Genomic DNA, 19,790 nt, shown 5'->3' with positions numbered 1-19,790 from the left:
TTCGCTTTTTTATAAAGAGGGAAAAGGAAAGGGGTTCAAAAATTAGAATGTGTTTGTGTTTGTAGGGAAATAGCTAAAATATGGAGATGACCTTTCATAGTGAGTTGTGAAAGGTTATTTTTACGAGTGGATTGTTAAATTTGTATTGCCTCATCTGTAATACATTTAAAAATGATAAAATAAAGTAGCAATTAAATATTGCGGGTGGAAGGTTATGCCCTTTCTTCATTTTGTGGAGAAAGGAGGTGTAATCGTATGGAATTTCTTTTGCAAATTTTGTTGGAAATCACAAAAACTATAGCTAGAGAAGGTATAGTTATGGGATTTAAGAAATTAACGACAAAAAGGCGCAAAAAGAAGACCACCCGTCTGCCTGCGAAGCGTGGGAAGTCTTCTAAGCGCAAATAAGCTTTAGTTGCAACCTTCCACCTTGCGGTAATTAGTTGCAGTGACGGGGTGTTGGAAGCACCTCGTCTACTTCATTTTATGCAAAACTTAGTTAGTTTATACTTCTATTTATAGTATAACAGTTTAGAAATGTATTTGTTAATAGTTTTATTTTTACTTTGTATAGTAGGAGTAGACTGGTATTGTTGGTTTTTGTCGACAAATCGATATATCTTGAAAATCGCTGATATATTTTGAGTTACGCCGATATATTCAAAAAATCGCTGATATAATTTCGTGTACCGCTGAACTATCGCAATAAGCAAGAATAAAAGGCGAGTAACATAATTTCATTTACCGTTGAATTCTCCTAGAAAAGAAAAAAGAAAAGACGCCAGATAGCGCCTTTCCTACGAATGAAATGGAAACACAAGTATAATTGTCGTACCTTTTCCGAGTTCGCTGTCAATAGAAATTGTTCCGTTATGAGCATGAACGAGCTGTTTTGTAATAGCGAGGCCAAGTCCAGTTCCGATGTTGCTTTCTTCTGTATTTGTTCCTCTGTAATATCGCTCAAATAGAAGCTCTTTCGTTTTATCATCCATTCCTTTTCCATTATCTGAAATAGATAGTGTAAATGAAGTAGCGTTTTGCGAAAGTTTTACGATGACGTTTGTCGTTTCATTATTATGTTTTACAGCGTTTACGAGTAAGTTTTCGATAATACGCTGGAACCATTTTTCTTCAATGAAATATTGAATTTTGTTTGAGCTTGGTACGAATTCAATATTTTGATTTTGAAGTGTTGGGTTATTAATAAATTGTAATAATACTTTTTGAACGAATTGATTCATTTCAATGTTTACGTGCTGCGCAGGAAGACTGTTATTTTTTAATTGATACGTTAAGCTTAAGTCATCAATTAATGTCGTCATATATTGCGATTTCTCTTTCATAACGCTGCCGAATTGTTGAATGTCACGATCAGTCCAGTTGTACTGCTTTGATTCTAGTAATAATGCGTAGCCATAAATAGAGCTAAGTGGCGTTTTTAAATCGTGCGTTAGACCGGTAATCCATTCTTCACGTGTTTGCTGCAGTACTTGCCTCATCGCATCATTTTTTTTGAGTGTAATAGAAAGGTGCTCTAGTGAATTTGTCACATCACTAAATAAGCGGAATGACCATTTTTCTTTACCAGATTGCCGGAACCTGACAGGTTTCCCTTTTTTACTAACAGGTTCTTCGTACTTTCCACCAGCGATGTTTTTAAGCCAGCGCATCGCATGGAGTAACGGTTTTCCAAATTTATTACCGTACCAAATAGAAAGAATGACTAAATAAACAAATACGATAAGAAGGATTAATCCGCATCCGATTAGAAACTTTTTAGTAAATACATCGTCTATTTCATCATCTGGATAGTAGTACTCATTTTTGGCAGTTACAACAAGAAGATGATTGCTATTTGTGTCGTAAAAGCTAGACGTGTTTTCTTTATGATTCCACGGTTCCTTTTCGCTAAGAGCAGCTTGTATGACAGAAAACGTTTTTTTCTTTCCATCTGGATAGGAGAATACTTCTTCGCCATCACTATTAAAGATTTGAAGTGCTGCTTTTTCTTTAGAAAGTAACTGTTTTTCTTCTTCTGTTAATGTGAACGAATCCGTAGATACAGACGGGTGCTCTTTCTGGATTGTTTTCAGTAATACATTGCTTTTTAACATACCGCCGTATATAACAAGTACGTTCTTTTCTTCTAGTTCAATTTCCCAATATGTAAATGTATAAGGGCTTTCTATATGATTCTGTATATACGAGAATAAAAATGTTTTCGTATAAGATGTCGGTACGTCACTCGGCGTATTAAAGTGATAGAGAACTTTTCCATTTTCCTCTACAACTTGAATCCAATCATTTTTTTCTTTAATTAAGTCTTTTACTTCAGCTTTTAACGAAATATCGCCATCTTCTGAAGAGATATATCTTGAAATCATAAAATTATCAGCATCTGGAATATTCGGTTCGTATGAAGTACTCGTAACAAGAAAAATTAAATACGTGAAAGCCGCTACTACAGCAATCAGTAATGTAACTAAAACAAATACGTGTTGCATGATAAACTGAATAATAAGTCGTTTATTAAAGTTCATATCGTCACCCTACTTTGTAAGGAACTTATAGCCAAGTCCGCGAACGGTTTTTATATATTCTGGTTTACTTGGGTCTTGTTCAATTTTTTCACGTAGTTTTCGAATGTGGACCATAACGGTATTATCATCGCCATTATAGGCAGGTGCTCCCCAAACTTTCTCGTATATTTCTTCTTTCGAAAATACGTAATTCGGATTCTCGCAAAAGAAGAGTAATAGCTGAAATAGCTGGGCGGAACATTCGACAACATGTCCATTTACTGTAAGCTCTGCGGAATATCGATCAATTTCAAATCTACCAAAGGAACTGGATTGTGCTTTTTGTTCGTGTGGTACTGCTTGTTTCATATGTCTTCGGAGTTGTGCTTTCATACGAGCTACTACTTCAAGTGGATTAAATGGCTTCGTAATATAATCATCTGCACCGTGTGAAAATCCAGATATTTTATCTAAATCAGATGTTTTAGCTGTGAGGAAGAAGATCGGGCAATCTGTTTTCTGGCGAATGATTGGACAAATATCAAAACCAGATTGTCCAGGAAGCATGACATCTAAAATAATTAAATCGTATTCATTTTGCTGCGTGAGAGATAAAGCTATTTCAGCCGATGTTGCAGTTGTAATATGAGAAAAACCTTCTTTTTCAAGAATGGTAGTTAGTAATTGTAAAATTGCTGTTTCATCATCAACGAGCAAAATATTTGCTTCATACATAAAAATCCCTCCTAATTTCCTCGAATATCATATCATCTTTCGGTAACTTATGGAATTTTTAAGGAAATTTTAAGGTTTTCTTTCTCAAAAAATTAAGAATCAAATGATATGATAAAAGTAACATAGGGGAGGAGATGAGTGTGAATCCGTTTCAAACGATGCGAGTTAGGTATTTTTTAATTGTATTTGCACTATTAACTTTAGTTGCAAGAGTCAGTAATGAATTGATAGAAAATACATTTCATATGCAAAATTCTACTTTTATAAATATTCTTATATTCTATATCTTTCCGATTACATGGATTTTTTTTGAGTATAGAAAACACCGTGTTTCCTTTTCATTATTTATTAATAAAAATGAAACATTTAACCTGGTGCAAGTTTTATACATTGCACTTATGTTAGCCGTGTTTAGTTATGGATATCTTATTTTGTACATGTATAGTTTTGCATGGATTACACCGGAATTTATTATGAACGCATTACGTGAACCGGTTATTGATAGCACAGGGGGATATGTATATCAAATTATTATGGTCGTGTTCATCGCACCAATTATCGGTGAATTTGTTTTTCGCGGATTTTTACTGCAACGTTTCGCAGCAAAATGGGGAACGAGTATAGCAATCATTGTAGTAGCGATGTTGTTTGCGTTGTTACATGTTGATTTCCTAGGCGCAGTAGTATTTAGCGTTGTACTATCAATCGTATATATTCGTACAAATAGCTTACTCATGCCAATTGCTATTCACATGTTAAACAATGCATTTGTAATCGGTGCTTCTTTTCTAATAAATAAAGAAGAGATAATGAGTTTTGCAGATTTCTCAAATTATACGACGTTCTTTCCAGGGCTTCTTATTTTTATAACGGGATTAAACTTAGTACTCATCTTTTTATTTGTTAACCGCAAATATTGGAATAAAGAAATGCCAGCTATATATGTAGAGCAGGAAAAGAGTTTTTCAAACGTAGTGGGGGATAAGTAAGATGAAGAAAACGGTTGAAAAAATATTGAAAGACATGATAGAATCTACGTTTCTTACAGATATTTGTGATAAAAGCGTGTGTCATTAGGTGCAACCTGTAGTAGATACGATCGTGTTTCTAGAGTATTACTTATTTTCTAGTACTCTTTTAAAAGAAAATATTATTTCTCTTCTTATTGTGTTAGGGGTTTTAATACTATTTGGTCTTATTGTAGAAGCGATGATGAAGTGTATCTTCAGAAAAAATGAAGAGAAGTATATGTGGGTTTATAAAGTATTCGAGAAAGTAATGGGGGCTTTCCTTTTGTTTTATAGTATGAAAACTATCATTTACTTTATAGCTTTGAAACATCATTAATTCTAAATTTGAAAGGGATGTATAAAATTATATGAATGAAACAATATCATCAAATAAGTTTTTTTATTTGATTTTGCTTAGTATAGTGCTGATCACGACAGTCAATGTTATTCTTCGCTGGGAGGAAGCTTATTTCTTTATGTATTTAGCACTCCATTTGCTAGGAATATTATGTATAAGCGGTGGAATAGTTGCTGAAAAAAAGAGTGAAGAAAGCATTAATTATATGTGTGTGACCGGTCTCATTTTACTATTAGCTGTGCAAGGTATTATGAAATATAGTTCTTTTTCTTTACAAGATTTTAGTTTATTAATGGATATACTTCCTTAAGGGGGCGCGTTATGTTATGTAAGAAGCAAATAGGATACGTACTAATTTTAGTAGGTTTTTTTACGCTTATTGTAACGACGTTATTTTTTCAAGACTATGAATATATACGCTATATAAAAGGGGCTGGTTTTATATGTTGGGTTGTAAGTATATTTCTTATCCCAGAGTATGAACCGAAGAAAGTGTCTAAAGGTAGGTAAAACTCTTCTATTTGTAGAAGAGTTTTTTTATGTGAATAAAAGGCTCGCGAGCAATTCGCATAATAAGCTTGTTCTAATTTAGCATGTACGAACTTACAATAATAATAGACAGGCAGCATAGAGGAGGGAATAGCGTGAGGAAGGTTATTGGGTGGTCGCTTTTTTTGTACGTTGGGTTTGCGTTGCTTATATATTGGTATTTATTTGGATGGAATCATGAACTGATTCCGGACATGTATAAAGGAACGAGTGCAGATCCAGAAACGTTTATGAATGCGAGAGAGCTTACGCTAAGCCAAGATTATTCGCGCGTGAAAAATTTACTGTATTTTTTAGCGACGCCTCTGGAATGGATTATTTTATTATTTGTACTTGTGCTCGGTGTTTCAAGAAAGTTTGAGAAATGGTCGAAGGAAACGACGAAAATAAGTGTCCTGCAAGTTGCGATTTATTTCTTTTATTTATCACTACTCACAACAGTTCTAGCCCTGCCGATGCAATGGATTAGCCGAAAAGTATCCGTTGATTACGGCATTTCAACGCAAAGTACACAAAGCTGGATAAAAGATCATGTTATCGGTTTTTGGGAAAGTTATGCGACTATGTTAATCGTAGTTACTGTTCTGTTATGGCTTATCCGTAAATTCCCGAAGAGATGGTGGCTAGCGGGATGGGCACTCTCTGTTCCATTTACAATCTTTTTAACATTTATACAGCCGGTCGTTATTGATCCGCTTTATAATGACTTCTCGACGCTGAAAAATAAAGAATTAGAAACGAAAATTTTAGCGATAGCAGAAAAAGCTGATATTCCAGCTAAACATGTATATGAAGTAAATATGTCGGAAAAAACGAATGCATTAAATGCATATGTAACAGGAATTGGCCCTAACGCTCGTATTGTAATGTGGGATACAACACTTAAGCAATTAAAAGATAAAGAGATTTTATTTATAATGGCCCATGAAATAGGGCATTATGTTATGAAACATATATATTGGGGCGTTGCGAGTTATGTGTTGCTATCGTTTATAGGGATGTATCTCATTAGTCGTATTATAAATATGTGTATTCGAAAATGGGGAGATACGCTGCAAATTTCAAAAGTAGCATGTTTTTCAATTTTACCTTTATTTTTCTTAATTTCTTCTGTACTCTCTTTTGCATCACAGCCAGCAACAAACTATGTTTCTCGTATAGAAGAACGAGCAGCAGATCAATACGCTTTAGATATGACGAAAGACGGGAAATCTGGTGTAAAAACGTTTCAATATTTATCAAAGACGAGTTTAAGCCAAGTGAATCCGCCTGCGTTAGTGAAGTTTTTCTTATACACACATCCACCAATTTTCGAAAGAATTCATACGTTTGAACAATATGAGAAACAAAGCAAAAAGAAGTAGCGATTATGCTACTTCTTTTTTAGAGATATAAGTTTTATATTGGGAATATTTATCATTGCTTTTTATTGCGATTTTGTGAATAATAAGCTATAAAATTCTAAAAATCTATATATAAAGGAATAAAGGTGAAAAAATGTATTTTTTAAAAAATTTAAAAGTGAAATATAAATTATTATCGCTTATTTCATTAGCAGTATTGAGCATGGTAATTATGAGCTGCGTAGCAATTAATTCTATTAATAAGATTAAGCATGATACAGAGGTTGTAGTAGATGATTATCAACATTCTGTAGTTTTATTAGAAGGAATGCTTCGTACACAAAATTCACTAGAGTATAACTTACTAGAATTAATTACAGCGTCACCAAATGAGGGGACAAATAAAGAGGGGATTATTGGTAATATTGAAAAGGATCTTGAAAAATATGATTCTTTATTAAAAGAATATGATGATGGCTTCAATTTAAGTAAGCAAGAGGATGAGCTGTTTCAGAAGATGAAGGAATCTTTGCCAAGTTATATGGAGACATATAAGAAGTTGTTTGATAAAGCGAAGGTAACAAATGAATCTCAAATAGTAAACGAATTTCATAAGGAATTAAAACCGAAGGGAGTAGAGTTAGCTAGTTATGCTGTAGATCTAGAAGCGTATGTTTCAAATTTAGCTGACCAAGTATTTAAAGATTCTCAAAAAATGATAGATCGGTCCGTTATTACTTTTATCATTCTTGTAATAGTTACTACAGTCATTATATGTATAGTAAGTTATATTATTAGCAAGCTTATAGTTGCACCTTTACAAACGGTTAGTCGTATGATGGAAAGAGCAAAAGAAGGAGATTTAACTGTACATGGTGAGTATAATGCTAAGGATGAATTAGGTGTATTAGTAAGTGATTTTAACGAAATGATTGCAGGGCTAAGAACAAATATGCAAGAAGTAGAGAATAATATTCAGCTTTTATTCCAACATGCAGACGGAGTAGTATCTGCATCGGAAGTATCTAGTGGTGCAGCGAAGAAAATCACTATAGATATTGAAGAAGTTGCAAATGGCGCAGAGGGCCAAATGCAGGCAATGGAGCAAACTGCGGGTGCGATGGAAGAGTTGACACAAGGAATGCAGAGTATAGTGAATACATCATCCTCTGTAAATGAATTGTCTGCTCAATCAGCATTAGATGCAGAGAGTGGTAACAAATTAATGAAACAAATGATTCAACAGATGGATACAATCCAAAATTCAGTACATAACGGTGTGAAACAAGTAGAGACTATGAAAGAACAATCAGAAGAAATTGTTAAAATCATTGATGTTATGCAAGGTATTACCTCTCAAATTAACTTATTAGCATTAAACGCCGCAATTGAGGCTGCCCGTGCTGGGGAAAGTGGTAGAGGATTTGCAATTGTAGCAGATGAAGTAAGAAAATTAGCAGAACAATCTAGTGATTCTGCAAAACAAATTGAGAAGCTTATTACTCAAGTTATGGGAACAACGAACCATACGGTACATATGATGGGGAAAGTAGATAATGAGGTACAGGCAGGTACACAAGTAGTAATGCATACAGAAAAAGTATTTGGAAAAATTACAGAAAAAGTACAGCAAGTATCTGAGCAAATTCAAACGGTATCTATGTCTACAGATGAAATTGCAGCGAGTAGTGAAGAGATTTCGGCTTCTGCAGAAGACATGGCTCAAATATCCCAAAGATCATCTGACCGCACTGATAGGGTAAAAGAGTCTATTCAACAGCAAGAAAAATCTGTTCAAGAGATCTCGGTTTCAATTGAACATATGCATAATGCAGCAGGAGGATTAAAACAAATAGTTGCCCAATTTACTCTTCAAAAGTAGTAGTATATTTAAGTTTTAATATAGAAAAATTCCATTCAATAAATAAAAAAAATCATCCTATATAACAAAGGATGATTTTTTTATGGGAATTTTGTGCAGTTATCACTTAATATATTCTAATTTTTTACAATTTTCCGATTGTAATATATAATAATACGTAATGTTTTGGAGATTTTTCATTTGTAAAAGATAGTTTATAGGAGGAGAGAAAGGGTGTTCAATAAAAAATCAATGCCGGCTATAAAAATGATCCTTTCGATGTCTATTTTTGGATCAATTGGATTTTTTTCTACTCAAACAGGTTTACCGTCTTTTGAATTAGTATTCGTTCGTTGCATTTGTGCGACTATATTTTTAGCATTATGTTGGCTCGTAACAGGACAGTATAAAAGTGAGAAATGGAATAAAAAAGAAGTAATGCAAATATTAGCATGCGGTGTATTTCTCGTTTTTAACTGGGTATTTTTATTTAAAGCGTTTGAAGTTATGTCGATTACAATTGCGATTTCAGTTTATCATCTTGCACCCATTATCGTATTAATGATTGGTAGTATTGTATTTAAAGAGAGACTTACAGTGTTTGCGGTTATGTCCATTGTCATTTGTTTTATCGGTACAGTTTTAGTAGCTGGAGTAGATGGAAGTCTATCGTTTGAAAAACTGATGTCATCTGGAATGGTATGGGCACTTCTTGCAGCATTATTTTATGCTTTTACCACTTTATTAGGAAAAGGAATTCAGCATACGAGCGCATATGCGATGACATTTTTACAAACATTTTTAGGTATATTTTTATTGCTACCATTCGTAGACTTTGGCAAGTTTCAAGGGTTAACAGAGATGAACTGGATGATGATCACAGCGACAGGTCTTATACATACGGGATTTGTATATTACTTATTTTTTGACAGTTTAAGAGGTTTATCGACGAGATTAATTTCTGTATTAGTGTTTTTAGATCCTGCTGTTGCAATCCTATTAGATACAGTCTTTACCGGATTTAGACCAACTAGTATGCAAGTAGTAGGGATTGTTCTTATATTTGTAGGAATGGCATTTACTTTTCGAAAAACAAAGGACGAAAAAATAGCGGTAAAAGAAAGTTTGTATTCTTAATTGTAAATAATTAGGTGTATTCTATTGAAAATTCCCTTATTTTTTGTACAATATAAAAGGTAGGAAAATAAAGGAAAAGGTAGATGAGAGAGATGAAAAAGCTAGTAAAGATAGCGACATCGTTAACTTTAATGGGAGGAATATTTGTAAGTGCAAATGGTGTGTCTGCAAATACTGATGTTCCCCAAAAATCTGGTCCTAATATTATGATAGAGTTTGATGATGTAACAACAGGTCATTGGGCATATGATGAAATTACGAATTTAGTATATCATCGAATTATGTATGGATATGGAAATGGTAAGTTTGGTGTAGAAGATAATATAACACGTGAACAGGCGGCGGCAGTATTACATCGTGCACTTCATTTAAAAAGAAGTGTGTTTAATGAAAATCCATATGGAGATATTAGTGGGAAATCAACAATGTTTCCTTACGAAATTTTACATTTAACGAATATTGGTATTTTTAAAGGAGACGAAAATGGAAATTTCCGTCCGAAAGATACACTGACTCGTGCAGAATTAGCACAAATTTTAACGAAAGCATATGAGTTGAAAACAAAGCGTCCGCATACATTTACAGATATACGAAAAAACCATTGGGCAAGAGATGCAATTAGCGCATTACAGTCTAATAATGTAGCGGTAGGAACGGGAGATGGCAAGTTCGAGCCTGAAATGCTCGTTACACGTGGGCAATTTGCGAAGTTTTTACAACGAGCAATTGATAATTCTCCAGGGAAAATGGAATAGATAAAGAGAAAGCTCATAATTTGTAGAGGAGACATCCTCCGCTCATTATGGGCTTTTATTAATAGATAGGTTATTATTTTCGTATGTTGTAGTCCAGTTGATATTCTTTGTCGAAACGTCGATATATAAGGAATAACAACATATATTTGCTTTTTTGTCTAGAAAATGAACTTTTAAAATGTGAAGGATTTCTTTTTAAGAAAGTAGAATATTTAATGTATAGAAACACCCTTAAATGATCATAGGAAAGAGAAATGATTTACGTATAATTCGGTATAAAAATTGAAATTGAGAGCGAATTGGCTCTCCTTTAGTAGTGATTTTCACAATAATAGATTTTTTAAATGTAATATATTGCATAACGGGTGCGAAGGCAACATATGTAATATTGGAAAGGATTTCAGTCTATTATTTTCCGTTTTTTAAATGGAGATAAAGGGGAGAGGGCAATGAAGAAGAACATGTTACGTATAATGGCAACGGTAACTATTATGGGCGGCTTGTTTGTAAGTACAAATGTTACAAACGTAAAAGCAGAAGAATATCCAGAAATGATTGTTTTTGATGATGTTCCAGTAAACCACTGGGCATATGACGATATAATGGACGTAGTATACAATAAAGTAATGTTAGGCTATGGAAATGGTAAGTTTGGTGTAGGAGATAATGTAACACGAGAACAAGTAGCAGCAGTACTTTATCGTACATTGAATTTGAAAAAAGAAGGACCTTTAAAAAATCCATACAAAGATATTTCTGAGAGGGCAACAATGTTTTTAGATGAAATTTTAGTATTAACAAAGCATGGTATTTTTGAAGGTGATGAAAAAGGAAACTTTAGACCAGCCGCACCTGTAACACGTGCAGAAATGGCGCAAATTCTTACGAAGGCATTTACATTTGAGGTGAAGAAGAACCATACATTTAAAGATGTACCAAATAATCACTGGGCAAAAAATGCAATCAGTGCACTGCAGTCTAATCATGTCATAGTAGGAACAGGAAATGGGGAATTTGAACCGAATAAAGTTGTAACACGTGAGCAATATGCAACGTTTTTAAATAAAGCTGTTTTTTATTTTCCTGTAAAAGATGAGGATTATGAATGAAAGTTAAAATATAAGGACGTTTAAATTATGTCAATATAATATAAAGTAATAAAAAATCGTGGGAATTCCACGCTTTTTTATTGTTTTATATTATTTATAAGTATATAAATTTTCTATTCATAATTTAGTTGTTGGAATTTAGTGGATAAGAAGAGATTGAATAAAGTAACTTTTTCTTGCTTAAATATGAGATTTAGTAACTTTATTATTAATAGAGTGTAAATAAAAGTATATGAAATATAGTTCATAAATTAGACAAAAATCACATGGGAATTGTATTGTTACGCTTTCGTTAATTCTTTATATTAGAAAAAAATATGTTTTTAGGGAGAGAATACTTTGAAGAAAAAAATTTTAAAAGTAGCAACAGCTTTAACAATTATGGGTGGAGTAGCATTTAGTGCTGAGGGGACTACAGCAAAAGCTGAATTAGCTGCAAAGCCACAACAAGCAAGTCAGGCAATCTTTAAAGATGTACCAGCAGGACATTGGTCTTATAAAGCAATTCAAACTTTAGCAGAACATGAAATTATGCTTGGTTACGGAAATGGTGTGTTCGGTTTTGGACATAACGTAAATCGTGAACAAGTAGCCGCTTTAATTTATCGCGCACTAGATCTTGATGAAGAATTTGGTGAAGATGAGGTATTAGAAAGCCCATATAATGATATTGTTGATGATAACTCAACGATGTTTCCTTTTGAAGTTTTAGCAGTAACAGAATTAGGTATCTTTACAGGTGACGAGAATGGGAACTTCAGACCAAAAGCTACGTTAACACGTGCAGAAATGGCGCAAGTTCTTACAAGAGCATTTGGATTACAAGTACAAGGAACAGCAAAATTTAAAGATGTACCAAAGGGACATTGGGCAGAAAATGCGATTAATGCAGTAGGTTCAAATGGTATTTCAGTAGGAGATGGAAAGGGTAACTTCGCTCCGAACATGAAAGTAACACGTGAACAATATGCTCAGTTCTTATTTAATTCAATGTTTAAATAAATAATAAAGAAGGAGCCGGTGTTGTATAACACTGGCTCCTTTTTTTATATGTAATGCCGGTGGAAGAATACAGTTTTGTAAAAAAAGCAATTAAATTTTCAAAAAAAACTTCCTTTTCTGAAGATTTGTTATATAATATAAAACATAAAATCAAATCTGTTATAAAACAGTTTAAGAAGGGGATGCTAATATGTCGACGCAAACTTCACGGGTTACATTGCCCGGAGAAATGTTACCAGCGTACAACGAAATATTGACACCTGAGGCGCTTAGTTTTTTAAAGGAACTACATGAAAATTTCAATGAACGCCGCACAGAACTTTTACAAAAACGTGTGGAAAAACAAAAGAAAATTGATGCAGGAGAGTTTCCAAAGTTTTTAGAAGAAACAAAGCTCATACGTGAAGCGGATTGGACAATTGCTAAATTGCCAAAAGATTTAGAGGATCGCCGCGTAGAGATTACTGGCCCAGTAGATAGGAAGATGGTTATTAACGCTTTAAATTCAGGAGCACATCTTTTTATGGCGGATTTTGAAGATTCGAATTCACCAACTTGGGAAAATGCGATTGAAGGTCAAATAAACTTACGAGATGCAGTGCAGGGAACGATTTCACATAAAAATGAAAACGGAAAAGAATATCGTTTAAATAGTAAAACAGCAGTATTGATTGTGCGTCCAAGAGGATGGCATTTAGAAGAAAAACATATGCAAGTTGACGGAAAGAATATGTCTGGTAGCTTAGTGGATTTCGGACTTTATTTTTTCCATAATGCGAAAGCTCTTCTGGCAAAAGGAAGCGGTCCATACTTTTACTTACCGAAAATGGAAAGTCATTTAGAAGCAAGGTTATGGAATGATGTTTTCGTATTTGCTCAAAAATATATCGGTATTCCAAACGGAACGATCAAAGCAACGGTGTTATTGGAAACGATTCACGCTTCGTTTGAAATGGATGAAATTTTGTATGAGCTTAAAGACCATTCTGCTGGGTTAAATTGCGGAAGATGGGATTATATTTTCAGTTTTCTAAAGAGTTTCCGTAATCATAATGAATTTTTACTTCCAGATAGAGCGCAAGTCACGATGACGGCGCCGTTTATGCGCGCGTATTCTTTGAAAGTCATTCAAACGTGTCACCGTCGTAATGCACCAGCTATTGGAGGAATGGCGGCACAAATTCCAATTAAAAACAATCCAGAAGCGAATGAAGCAGCTTTTGAAAAAGTGCGTGCAGATAAAGAGCGCGAGGCTTTAGACGGGCATGACGGGACTTGGGTTGCCCACCCGGGACTTGTACCAGTCGCGATGGAAGTATTTAATCACATTATGAAAACACCGAATCAAATTTTTAGAAAACGCGAAGAAATACATGTTACAGAAAAGGATTTATTAGAAGTACCAGTGGGAACGATTACAGAAAATGGACTTCGCCTAAATATTAGCGTAGGTATTCAATATATTGCATCTTGGTTAAGCGGACGAGGAGCAGCACCCATTTATAACTTAATGGAAGATGCGGCAACAGCGGAAATTTCTAGGGCACAAGTATGGCAATGGATTCGCCATGAAGGTGGAAAGCTAAATGACGGTCGTAATATTACGCTTGAATTGATGGAAGAGCTAAAAGAAGAAGAACTAGCAAAAATAGAAAGAGAGATTGGTAAAGAAGCCTTTAAAAAAGGGAGATTCCAAGAGGCGACAACGTTGTTTACAACTCTCGTTCGGAATGATGAATTCGTACCATTTTTAACATTACCGGGTTATGAAATTTTATAAAGTGAAAAGGGGATGGAACAAATGAAAAACGAAAGAATTGAGAAATTACAAGAGAGCTGGGAACTAGATAAGCGCTGGAAAGGGATTACACGTCCATATTCGGCAGAAGATGTACTTCGCTTGCGCGGGTCAATTGATATTGAACATACATTAGCGCGCCGCGGTGCTGAAAAGCTTTGGTCATCGCTTCATACGGAAGATTATATTAACGCACTTGGCGCATTAACAGGAAACCAAGCAATGCAACAAGTGAAAGCTGGGTTAAAAGCAATTTATTTAAGTGGATGGCAAGTCGCTGCGGATGCGAACCTTTCTGGACATATGTATCCAGACCAAAGTTTATATCCAGCGAACAGCGTACCTGCTGTAGTGAAACGAATTAATCAAACACTTCAACGTGCGGATCAAATTCAGCATATGGAAGGAAGCGATGATACAGATTATTTCGTACCGATTGTAGCAGATGCAGAAGCAGGATTTGGCGGACAATTAAACGTATTTGAACTGATGAAAGGTATGATTGAAGCGGGTGCATCAGGTGTGCACTTTGAAGATCAATTATCTTCAGAGAAAAAATGCGGCCATTTAGGCGGAAAAGTATTACTACCAACGCAAACAGCGGTGCGTAATTTAATCTCGGCACGCCTTGCAGCAGACGTAATGGGAGTGCCGACAATTATTGTTGCAAGAACAGATGCGGATGCAGCAGATTTAATTACGAGCGATATCGATCCGGTTGATAAAGCATTTATTACAGGTGAAAGAACTCCAGAAGGATTTTACCGTACGAAAGCAGGTCTTGATCAAGCAATTGCACGTGGTTTAGCATACGCTCCTTATGCAGATCTCGTTTGGTGCGAAACATCTGAACCAAATTTAGAAGATGCAAAACGATTTGCGGATGCAATTCATAAAGAGCATCCTGGGAAATTGCTTGCATATAACTGTTCACCTTCATTTAACTGGAAACAAAAATTAGATGAAAAAACAATTGCAAGCTTCCAAAAAGAAATCGCATCTTACGGTTATAAGTTCCAGTTCGTAACACTAGCGGGATTCCACTCATTAAACTACGGCATGTTTGAATTGGCACGTGGCTATAAAGAGCGCGGCATGGCAGCATACTCTGAACTACAACAAGCAGAATTCGCAGCAGAAAAACACGGCTACTCTGCAACTCGTCACCAACGCGAAGTAGGAACAGGTTACTTTGATGAAGTAGCTCAAGTTATTACAGGCGGTACTTCATCAACGACAGCGCTAAAAGGATCTACAGAAGAAGCACAGTTTACGAAATAAAAGGAAGGGGCACCTTTTTGAAGGGTGCTCCTTGTTATTTTCGGAACGATTTTTCACATATATCGATTTACCGACAAAAAAGACGATATTATCAAATCCACTCAGCTCTATGATCGCGAATAAACTTCATATCTTTCTCATAATGCTCTAAATGTCCTTCATCAATCATTTTTTGGAAATTCAAGTCGCCTTCTTGTGCTTTTCTTTTCATATATGTACATAATGCTTCTAATCGTAGTAACACTATTCCTAAGTAATCTTCGTCCATATGTTTACCGTAGGACTGGACAAACAATTTCACTCTTTCTTTCATACGGCTAGCATGTTGTGCCGATTCATAATGAACTGCCTCACCCGATTCTGTATAATACACTCTACTTAAAGGTACACAAGTATAAAGCGTATAAGCGATATCCCAAATTCTCGGACCAGGAGCAGCAACATCGAAATCAATAATACCTACTGGTTTCTCGTCATGAAAAATAATGTTATATATAGCAAAATCATTATGGCAAATAACCTCAATGTCATTTGGAGTAAGATCCATCGGTTGCCATTCATCTGATAAGGGAAAGTCACTTACCGCATCATGATAAAGGCGGAGCATCTTTGCTATTTCCTTTAAAACATCATTAGATCGCATATATTCTTTTAAAGGATAATTCCCAGCGTCTCCTTCAATAAAGGATAAAATCTCTCTATCTTTTTCATCTACACCTAAAAACTTTGGAGCATGATGAAATCCTTTGTTTTCTAAGTGCTGTAATAATGTATGAATTTTTGCACTGCCTGGCTTTAATTCTCGCCGAACAGTATTTTCAGAACGATACACATTTGATACATTTCCCCCTGTAAGCTTTTCTTCGTTGGTGTAGTTTGACATATAATCCCCTCCAATATAACGACTGTACGATTATATTGTAACACTTCAGAACAAGGGATGTAATCGTATTCAAATGATGTATGTGTTCACTTTATAGTGAAATCCGCACATACTAAAATCAATTATTTACGAATGTACAATCAATTTAATTTGTCAGTTATTTTCAAAAAAGATTGTACATTTCATTTTAAGTATGCTATGATGAAGTCAGTTGAATAGTTAAATTAAGCAATCCATATATTATCAAGTGCCGAAAAACGAACGAGAAAAAGTATGTGAGAACTAGTTTATGTTTCGTGTTTGATAATGTGTGGATTCTTTTTTTATACAGGAAGACTAAAATAAATTGTGTTTTCTTTAGGAGGAAATAATTATGGCAGTAACAGGACAAGTAAAATGGTTTAACAACGAAAAAGGATTCGGTTTCATCGAAGTTCCAGGCGAAAACGATGTATTCGTACATTTCTCTGCAATCGAAACTGAAGGTTTCAAATCTCTAGAAGAAGGTCAAAAAGTTAGCTTCGAAATCGAAGATGGTAACCGTGGACCTCAAGCTAAAAACGTAATCAAACTATAATTTTATAGTTCATTATGGAAAAGGATGGCTGCTGCCATCCTTTTTTGTTGTAATATACGAGCATAATGATTATATTTGGGGGAAAAGTATACAAATGAAGTCATACTCGATGTTCGTAGCGGGAATAAAGAAGATCTACACAATACGATTGAAGAAATCTCATTCGCTCGCTTTAGATGAATAAGAAAAAATAGTCGTTTTTTTGAGGACGAAGAAGAGTAAAAGGCTTTCCAAAATGGAAGGCCTTTTACTCTTCTTTTCCAATCTTTTTCTTTTCGCGTTTCTTACATTCAGAGCATTTCGATTTACGAAAAGGCTTTGCAAAGAATAGTAGAATGAAAAATAAGCCGAATATAATGCTGGATGAGTTTTTCACGATCACAATGCTGCTATTTTTCATTTGAATCGTTGGTTGCATTTCTTTTTCTTCCATAGTGGACCTCCATTTATTGGATTTTCCTTTTAATTATAGCAAAGTTAATTGTCGTAATGATGCGAAATGAGGAAGCGGTTGTAAATATTTATAGGTAGTATAAATACATTTTATATAGGCTTTTTATTATAAAATCACTATATTGTTAATTTTTAATTTAAAAGATGTTTGATAAATGATAAAGTATTGTAAAAAAGCGTAATCTGTAAAGCATTTCCTTTTCATAGGTGCTAAAATTATATATGCAGCTGCTAATATAAATAGAAAAAAGGAGACAGTAGAATATGGAAAGTAAAGTAGAACGCTATGTCGAAAACTATGTGGTAAATAAAAATACAATGGCCTTACTTCCTGTTATTCTAAGTGAAAAGAAAATCGTTACACGAGTTGTTGAGATGGAAGATTCTTTTTTCGTATTTCAAAAGCCCCTAGATATTATAGAAAGAAGTTGCCGCAAGCATGGCTCTAGTTTCTTAGGCAGAAAAGAAGGAACGAAAGAGTTAACTCATATTACACATAAAGCACCGATTGCGATTAGTCCAGCGGATCAATTTTATTTTTTCCCTACTTATTCTTACTCTAGAAAAGAGTGCGCTTGGTTGTCTCATTTTTATATTGAAAGTAATAAAGAGTTAAAAGATGGAAATGTTATTGTTAGATTTATAAATGGATTTGCTGTGAAATTAGAAATATCAAAAAGCAGTTTTGAAAATCAACTAAATCGTACAGCGAAATTGCGTACTGAATATGAAGATCGTAGAAAAAAACAAGGGAATCCTTGTTTTAAAGAGATTGATAAAACTCAAGAATCTCGATTAAAACCAGCATACGAGAAAGTATATTTTGTGAAAGAAGAGGAAGTTTAAGAGGATGGGGAAAAATCCCCATCTTTTTTATTTGTCAGTTTTTATCGGTAAGTCGATATATTTGAGAAATCCCCGATATAATTTCACCTACTGAGGAATTTGTCAACAAAACAAAAGTGTCACTTCTAAAACCGCGAAACGTCCTGTCGAATATTGATAGATTATCATAGCGTAATAATGAAGGAATTCTAATGAAAGATATGGAAACTTAATAATTACATCTCCATATGTCGTATCTACCATTTCCTCTTTCATATAAGCAATGATACAGTAGAGGTAGTACTTAGAGTAAAGGGGTAAAGTGTAGAATGGATTTTCAGACAATCAAAGAGTATTTTTCACCAGAAAATATGGATCATATTGTTGAAAGTTATAAAGCGTTCGGACCACTTCTTGGTATTGGTTTACCGATGATAGAAGCGTTGATTCCGGCATTGCCACTCATCGTATTTGTACTGGCAAATGCTGTTGCATTTGGATTTTGGCTCGGTTTTCTTTATTCTTGGCTTGGATCAGTAATGGGTGCCTTACTTGTCTTTTTCATTATCCGCCATTTTGGACGAAGTCGTTTCTTTTCTTTTGTAAATAAACATGAGAAAGTAAGGAAGGCAATGGGATGGATTGAAAGGAAAGGATTTGCGCCGATTTTCGTCATATTTTGTTTTCCGTTTACACCGTCTGCGCTTATAAACGTTGTCGCTGGTTTATCTCGCATTAGTGTAAAACAGTTCGGGCTTGCGCTTGCGTTCGGAAAGCTTGTGATGATTTTTATTTTAACGTATATCGGTCATGATTTAATGTCATTTATTCATAATCCGGTGAAATCAGTCATTGTAGCAATTGGTATTTTTATTTTATGGTATGTCGGTAAGAAAATCGAAGTAAAGTTAGAACTACATTAAGAATAGTCTTCTTTGTAAAGGAAAGCTTCATTATTAAAGGATAAGGGGAGAAGCGGATGAAGAAAACTTTGAAAAAAGAAGGCATAGAGTGGATACGAACAATTTTAATTGGTGTATTATTAGCTGTATTTTTTCGAACGTTTTTCTTTTCGACGTACGTTGTAGAGGGGAAGTCAATGATGCCGACATTGCAAGATGGTAATATGCTCGTTGTAAATAAGGTGAGTTATCAAGTGGGGGACTTGAACAGGTTTGATGTTGTTGTGTTTCATGCGAATAAAAAAGAGGACTACGTAAAACGAATTATCGGTTTACCTGGAGATCAAATTGAATATAAGCATGATAAACTGTATATAAACGGACAATTCGTGGATGAACCTTATTTAGAAACGTATAAGAAAGAGATAAATGGACGACAACTAACAGGTGATTTTAAACTAGAAGAGTTAACGAAAGAAAAGTCGGTGCCACCTGGCTATATTTTTGTAGTGGGTGATAACCGCCTCGGGAGCTGGGATAGTAGACACTTTGGATTTGTAAAAGCTGATACAGTTGTCGGTAAAGTTGATTTACGATATTGGCCAATTCAAGAGGTGCAAACGAATTTTTCAAAAGGTTGATATAATAGATAGAAGTATAGAAAAAGGCAAACTACTCTGTTTGTCTTTTTTC

20 protein-coding genes and 2 pseudogenes are annotated in these 19,790 nt (G+C 34.6%); 18 read left to right on the top strand and 4 right to left on the bottom strand.

Annotation, left to right across the window (positions count from 1 at the left end):
• The first annotated feature begins 255 nt into the window (after positions 1 to 255).
• A complete protein-coding gene (locus AC1DMU_RS10355) occupies positions 256 to 408 on the top strand; it encodes a hypothetical protein (protein ID WP_046956985.1) in 153 nt (50 codons plus the stop codon).
• Positions 409 to 797: 389 nt separating this feature from the next.
• Here AC1DMU_RS10355 and AC1DMU_RS10350 read toward each other — a convergent pair whose 3' ends face one another.
• The gene (locus AC1DMU_RS10350; protein ID WP_088062415.1) at positions 798 to 2,540 is read right to left on the bottom strand and encodes a sensor histidine kinase; all 1,743 of its coding nucleotides are present in this window, start codon (positions 2,538 to 2,540) and stop codon (positions 798 to 800) included.
• Positions 2,541 to 2,549: 9 nt separating this feature from the next.
• On the bottom strand, positions 2,550 to 3,254 hold the full coding sequence (locus tag AC1DMU_RS10345; protein WP_088062417.1) for a response regulator transcription factor: 705 nt from the start codon (positions 3,252 to 3,254) through the stop codon (positions 2,550 to 2,552).
• 134 nt (positions 3,255 to 3,388) lie between these two features.
• Between AC1DMU_RS10345 and AC1DMU_RS10340 the strand changes: the two genes are divergently transcribed.
• The 13 genes and pseudogenes from AC1DMU_RS10340 (at position 3,389) to aceA (ending at position 15,457) form a co-directional block, all read left to right on the top strand.
• Positions 3,389 to 4,243, top strand: coding sequence for a CPBP family intramembrane glutamic endopeptidase (locus AC1DMU_RS10340; protein ID WP_088062419.1), 855 nt, complete (start codon positions 3,389 to 3,391; stop codon positions 4,241 to 4,243).
• A gap of 1 nt (position 4,244) precedes the next feature.
• Positions 4,245 to 4,601: pseudogene (locus tag AC1DMU_RS10335) on the top strand (hypothetical protein).
• A 31-nt stretch (positions 4,602 to 4,632) separates the two neighbouring features.
• Complete coding sequence (locus AC1DMU_RS10330) at positions 4,633 to 4,932, top strand: hypothetical protein (protein WP_088062420.1); 300 nt, start codon at positions 4,633 to 4,635, stop codon at positions 4,930 to 4,932.
• 11 nt (positions 4,933 to 4,943) lie between these two features.
• Positions 4,944 to 5,132 carry a hypothetical protein gene (locus AC1DMU_RS10325; protein ID WP_088062422.1) on the top strand — a complete coding sequence of 63 codons (189 nt, stop codon included), beginning with the start codon at positions 4,944 to 4,946 and terminating at the stop codon, positions 5,130 to 5,132.
• Positions 5,133 to 5,266: 134 nt separating this feature from the next.
• Entirely contained in the window at positions 5,267 to 6,535 is a 1,269-nt protein-coding gene (locus AC1DMU_RS10320) for a M48 family metallopeptidase (RefSeq protein WP_137011507.1), read from the top strand.
• 133 nt (positions 6,536 to 6,668) lie between these two features.
• Positions 6,669 to 7,448: pseudogene (locus AC1DMU_RS10315) on the top strand (MCP four helix bundle domain-containing protein); the annotation flags it as partial.
• Positions 7,443 to 8,396: a methyl-accepting chemotaxis protein gene (locus tag AC1DMU_RS10310; protein WP_412678003.1), complete on the top strand. Its 954-nt coding sequence runs from the start codon at positions 7,443 to 7,445 to the stop codon at positions 8,394 to 8,396. The pseudogene AC1DMU_RS10315 and the gene AC1DMU_RS10310, both read left to right, overlap by 6 nt.
• A 213-nt stretch (positions 8,397 to 8,609) precedes the next feature.
• The gene (locus tag AC1DMU_RS10305) at positions 8,610 to 9,512 is read left to right on the top strand and encodes a DMT family transporter (RefSeq protein WP_088062426.1); all 903 of its coding nucleotides are present in this window, start codon (positions 8,610 to 8,612) and stop codon (positions 9,510 to 9,512) included.
• A gap of 83 nt (positions 9,513 to 9,595) precedes the next feature.
• Positions 9,596 to 10,267 carry an S-layer homology domain-containing protein gene (locus AC1DMU_RS10300; protein ID WP_088062428.1) on the top strand — a complete coding sequence of 224 codons (672 nt, stop codon included), beginning with the start codon at positions 9,596 to 9,598 and terminating at the stop codon, positions 10,265 to 10,267.
• A gap of 449 nt (positions 10,268 to 10,716) precedes the next feature.
• Positions 10,717 to 11,376, top strand: a complete 660-nt coding sequence (locus AC1DMU_RS10295) for an S-layer homology domain-containing protein (protein ID WP_087984704.1) — start codon at positions 10,717 to 10,719, stop codon at positions 11,374 to 11,376.
• Positions 11,377 to 11,715: 339 nt separating this feature from the next.
• The gene (locus AC1DMU_RS10290; RefSeq protein ID WP_088062430.1) at positions 11,716 to 12,378 is read left to right on the top strand and encodes an S-layer homology domain-containing protein; all 663 of its coding nucleotides are present in this window, start codon (positions 11,716 to 11,718) and stop codon (positions 12,376 to 12,378) included.
• A gap of 190 nt (positions 12,379 to 12,568) precedes the next feature.
• Complete coding sequence (gene aceB / locus AC1DMU_RS10285; RefSeq protein WP_088062431.1) at positions 12,569 to 14,158, top strand: malate synthase A; 1,590 nt, start codon at positions 12,569 to 12,571, stop codon at positions 14,156 to 14,158.
• A gap of 21 nt (positions 14,159 to 14,179) precedes the next feature.
• Positions 14,180 to 15,457 (top strand): isocitrate lyase, encoded by a 1,278-nt coding sequence (aceA, locus tag AC1DMU_RS10280; protein WP_088062433.1) that lies wholly within the window; start codon positions 14,180 to 14,182, stop codon positions 15,455 to 15,457.
• Positions 15,458 to 15,548: 91 nt separating this feature from the next.
• Here aceA and AC1DMU_RS10275 read toward each other — a convergent pair whose 3' ends face one another.
• Positions 15,549 to 16,340 (bottom strand): phosphotransferase, encoded by a 792-nt coding sequence (locus tag AC1DMU_RS10275; protein WP_060489287.1) that lies wholly within the window; start codon positions 16,338 to 16,340, stop codon positions 15,549 to 15,551.
• A gap of 373 nt (positions 16,341 to 16,713) precedes the next feature.
• Here AC1DMU_RS10275 and cspA point away from each other — a divergent pair, with 373 nt between their 5' ends.
• Entirely contained in the window at positions 16,714 to 16,917 is a 204-nt protein-coding gene (cspA, locus tag AC1DMU_RS10270; protein WP_000301521.1) for an RNA chaperone/antiterminator CspA, read from the top strand.
• A 247-nt stretch (positions 16,918 to 17,164) separates the two neighbouring features.
• On the opposite strand, the gene AC1DMU_RS10265 is transcribed toward cspA, so the two are convergent.
• Entirely contained in the window at positions 17,165 to 17,350 is a 186-nt protein-coding gene (locus AC1DMU_RS10265; protein ID WP_000391440.1) for a hypothetical protein, read from the bottom strand.
• Between the two features lie 284 nt (positions 17,351 to 17,634).
• Between AC1DMU_RS10265 and AC1DMU_RS10260 the strand changes: the two genes are divergently transcribed.
• The 3 genes from AC1DMU_RS10260 to lepB all read left to right on the top strand — a co-directional run bounded on the left by AC1DMU_RS10260 (position 17,635) and on the right by lepB (position 19,738).
• Positions 17,635 to 18,216, top strand: a complete 582-nt coding sequence (locus AC1DMU_RS10260; RefSeq protein WP_088062435.1) for a competence protein ComK — start codon at positions 17,635 to 17,637, stop codon at positions 18,214 to 18,216.
• A 308-nt stretch (positions 18,217 to 18,524) separates the two neighbouring features.
• Positions 18,525 to 19,118, top strand: a complete 594-nt coding sequence (locus AC1DMU_RS10255) for a TVP38/TMEM64 family protein (protein WP_000347516.1) — start codon at positions 18,525 to 18,527, stop codon at positions 19,116 to 19,118.
• Between the two features lie 56 nt (positions 19,119 to 19,174).
• Positions 19,175 to 19,738, top strand: coding sequence for a signal peptidase I (gene lepB, locus AC1DMU_RS10250; protein WP_048567025.1), 564 nt, complete (start codon positions 19,175 to 19,177; stop codon positions 19,736 to 19,738).
• Positions 19,739 to 19,790: the final 52 nt, after the last annotated feature.

The sequence above is a fragment of the Bacillus sp. 01N45 genome, from assembly GCF_056399205.1.
Note: the sequence above shows the minus strand (reverse complement) of the source record. Positions and strands in the feature narration are given on the sequence as shown.

Coding starts and splice junctions, on each gene's coding strand:
- AC1DMU_RS10355 (WP_046956985.1), top strand. CDS start 256: ATGGAATTTCTTTTGCAAATTTTGTTGGAAATCACAAAAACTATAGCT.
- AC1DMU_RS10350 (WP_088062415.1), bottom strand. CDS start 2,540: ATGAACTTTAATAAACGACTTATTATTCAGTTTATCATGCAACACGTA.
- AC1DMU_RS10345 (WP_088062417.1), bottom strand. CDS start 3,254: ATGTATGAAGCAAATATTTTGCTCGTTGATGATGAAACAGCAATTTTA.
- AC1DMU_RS10340 (WP_088062419.1), top strand. CDS start 3,389: ATGAGTGTGAATCCGTTTCAAACGATGCGAGTTAGGTATTTTTTAATT.
- AC1DMU_RS10330 (WP_088062420.1), top strand. CDS start 4,633: ATGAATGAAACAATATCATCAAATAAGTTTTTTTATTTGATTTTGCTT.
- AC1DMU_RS10325 (WP_088062422.1), top strand. CDS start 4,944: ATGTTATGTAAGAAGCAAATAGGATACGTACTAATTTTAGTAGGTTTT.
- AC1DMU_RS10310 (WP_412678003.1), top strand. CDS start 7,443: ATGATTGCAGGGCTAAGAACAAATATGCAAGAAGTAGAGAATAATATT.
- AC1DMU_RS10300 (WP_088062428.1), top strand. CDS start 9,596: ATGAGAGAGATGAAAAAGCTAGTAAAGATAGCGACATCGTTAACTTTA.
- AC1DMU_RS10295 (WP_087984704.1), top strand. CDS start 10,717: ATGAAGAAGAACATGTTACGTATAATGGCAACGGTAACTATTATGGGC.
- aceB (WP_088062431.1), top strand. CDS start 12,569: ATGTCGACGCAAACTTCACGGGTTACATTGCCCGGAGAAATGTTACCA.
- aceA (WP_088062433.1), top strand. CDS start 14,180: ATGAAAAACGAAAGAATTGAGAAATTACAAGAGAGCTGGGAACTAGAT.
- AC1DMU_RS10275 (WP_060489287.1), bottom strand. CDS start 16,340: ATGTCAAACTACACCAACGAAGAAAAGCTTACAGGGGGAAATGTATCA.
- cspA (WP_000301521.1), top strand. CDS start 16,714: ATGGCAGTAACAGGACAAGTAAAATGGTTTAACAACGAAAAAGGATTC.
- AC1DMU_RS10265 (WP_000391440.1), bottom strand. CDS start 17,350: ATGGAAGAAAAAGAAATGCAACCAACGATTCAAATGAAAAATAGCAGC.
- AC1DMU_RS10260 (WP_088062435.1), top strand. CDS start 17,635: ATGGAAAGTAAAGTAGAACGCTATGTCGAAAACTATGTGGTAAATAAA.
- AC1DMU_RS10255 (WP_000347516.1), top strand. CDS start 18,525: ATGGATTTTCAGACAATCAAAGAGTATTTTTCACCAGAAAATATGGAT.
- lepB (WP_048567025.1), top strand. CDS start 19,175: ATGAAGAAAACTTTGAAAAAAGAAGGCATAGAGTGGATACGAACAATT.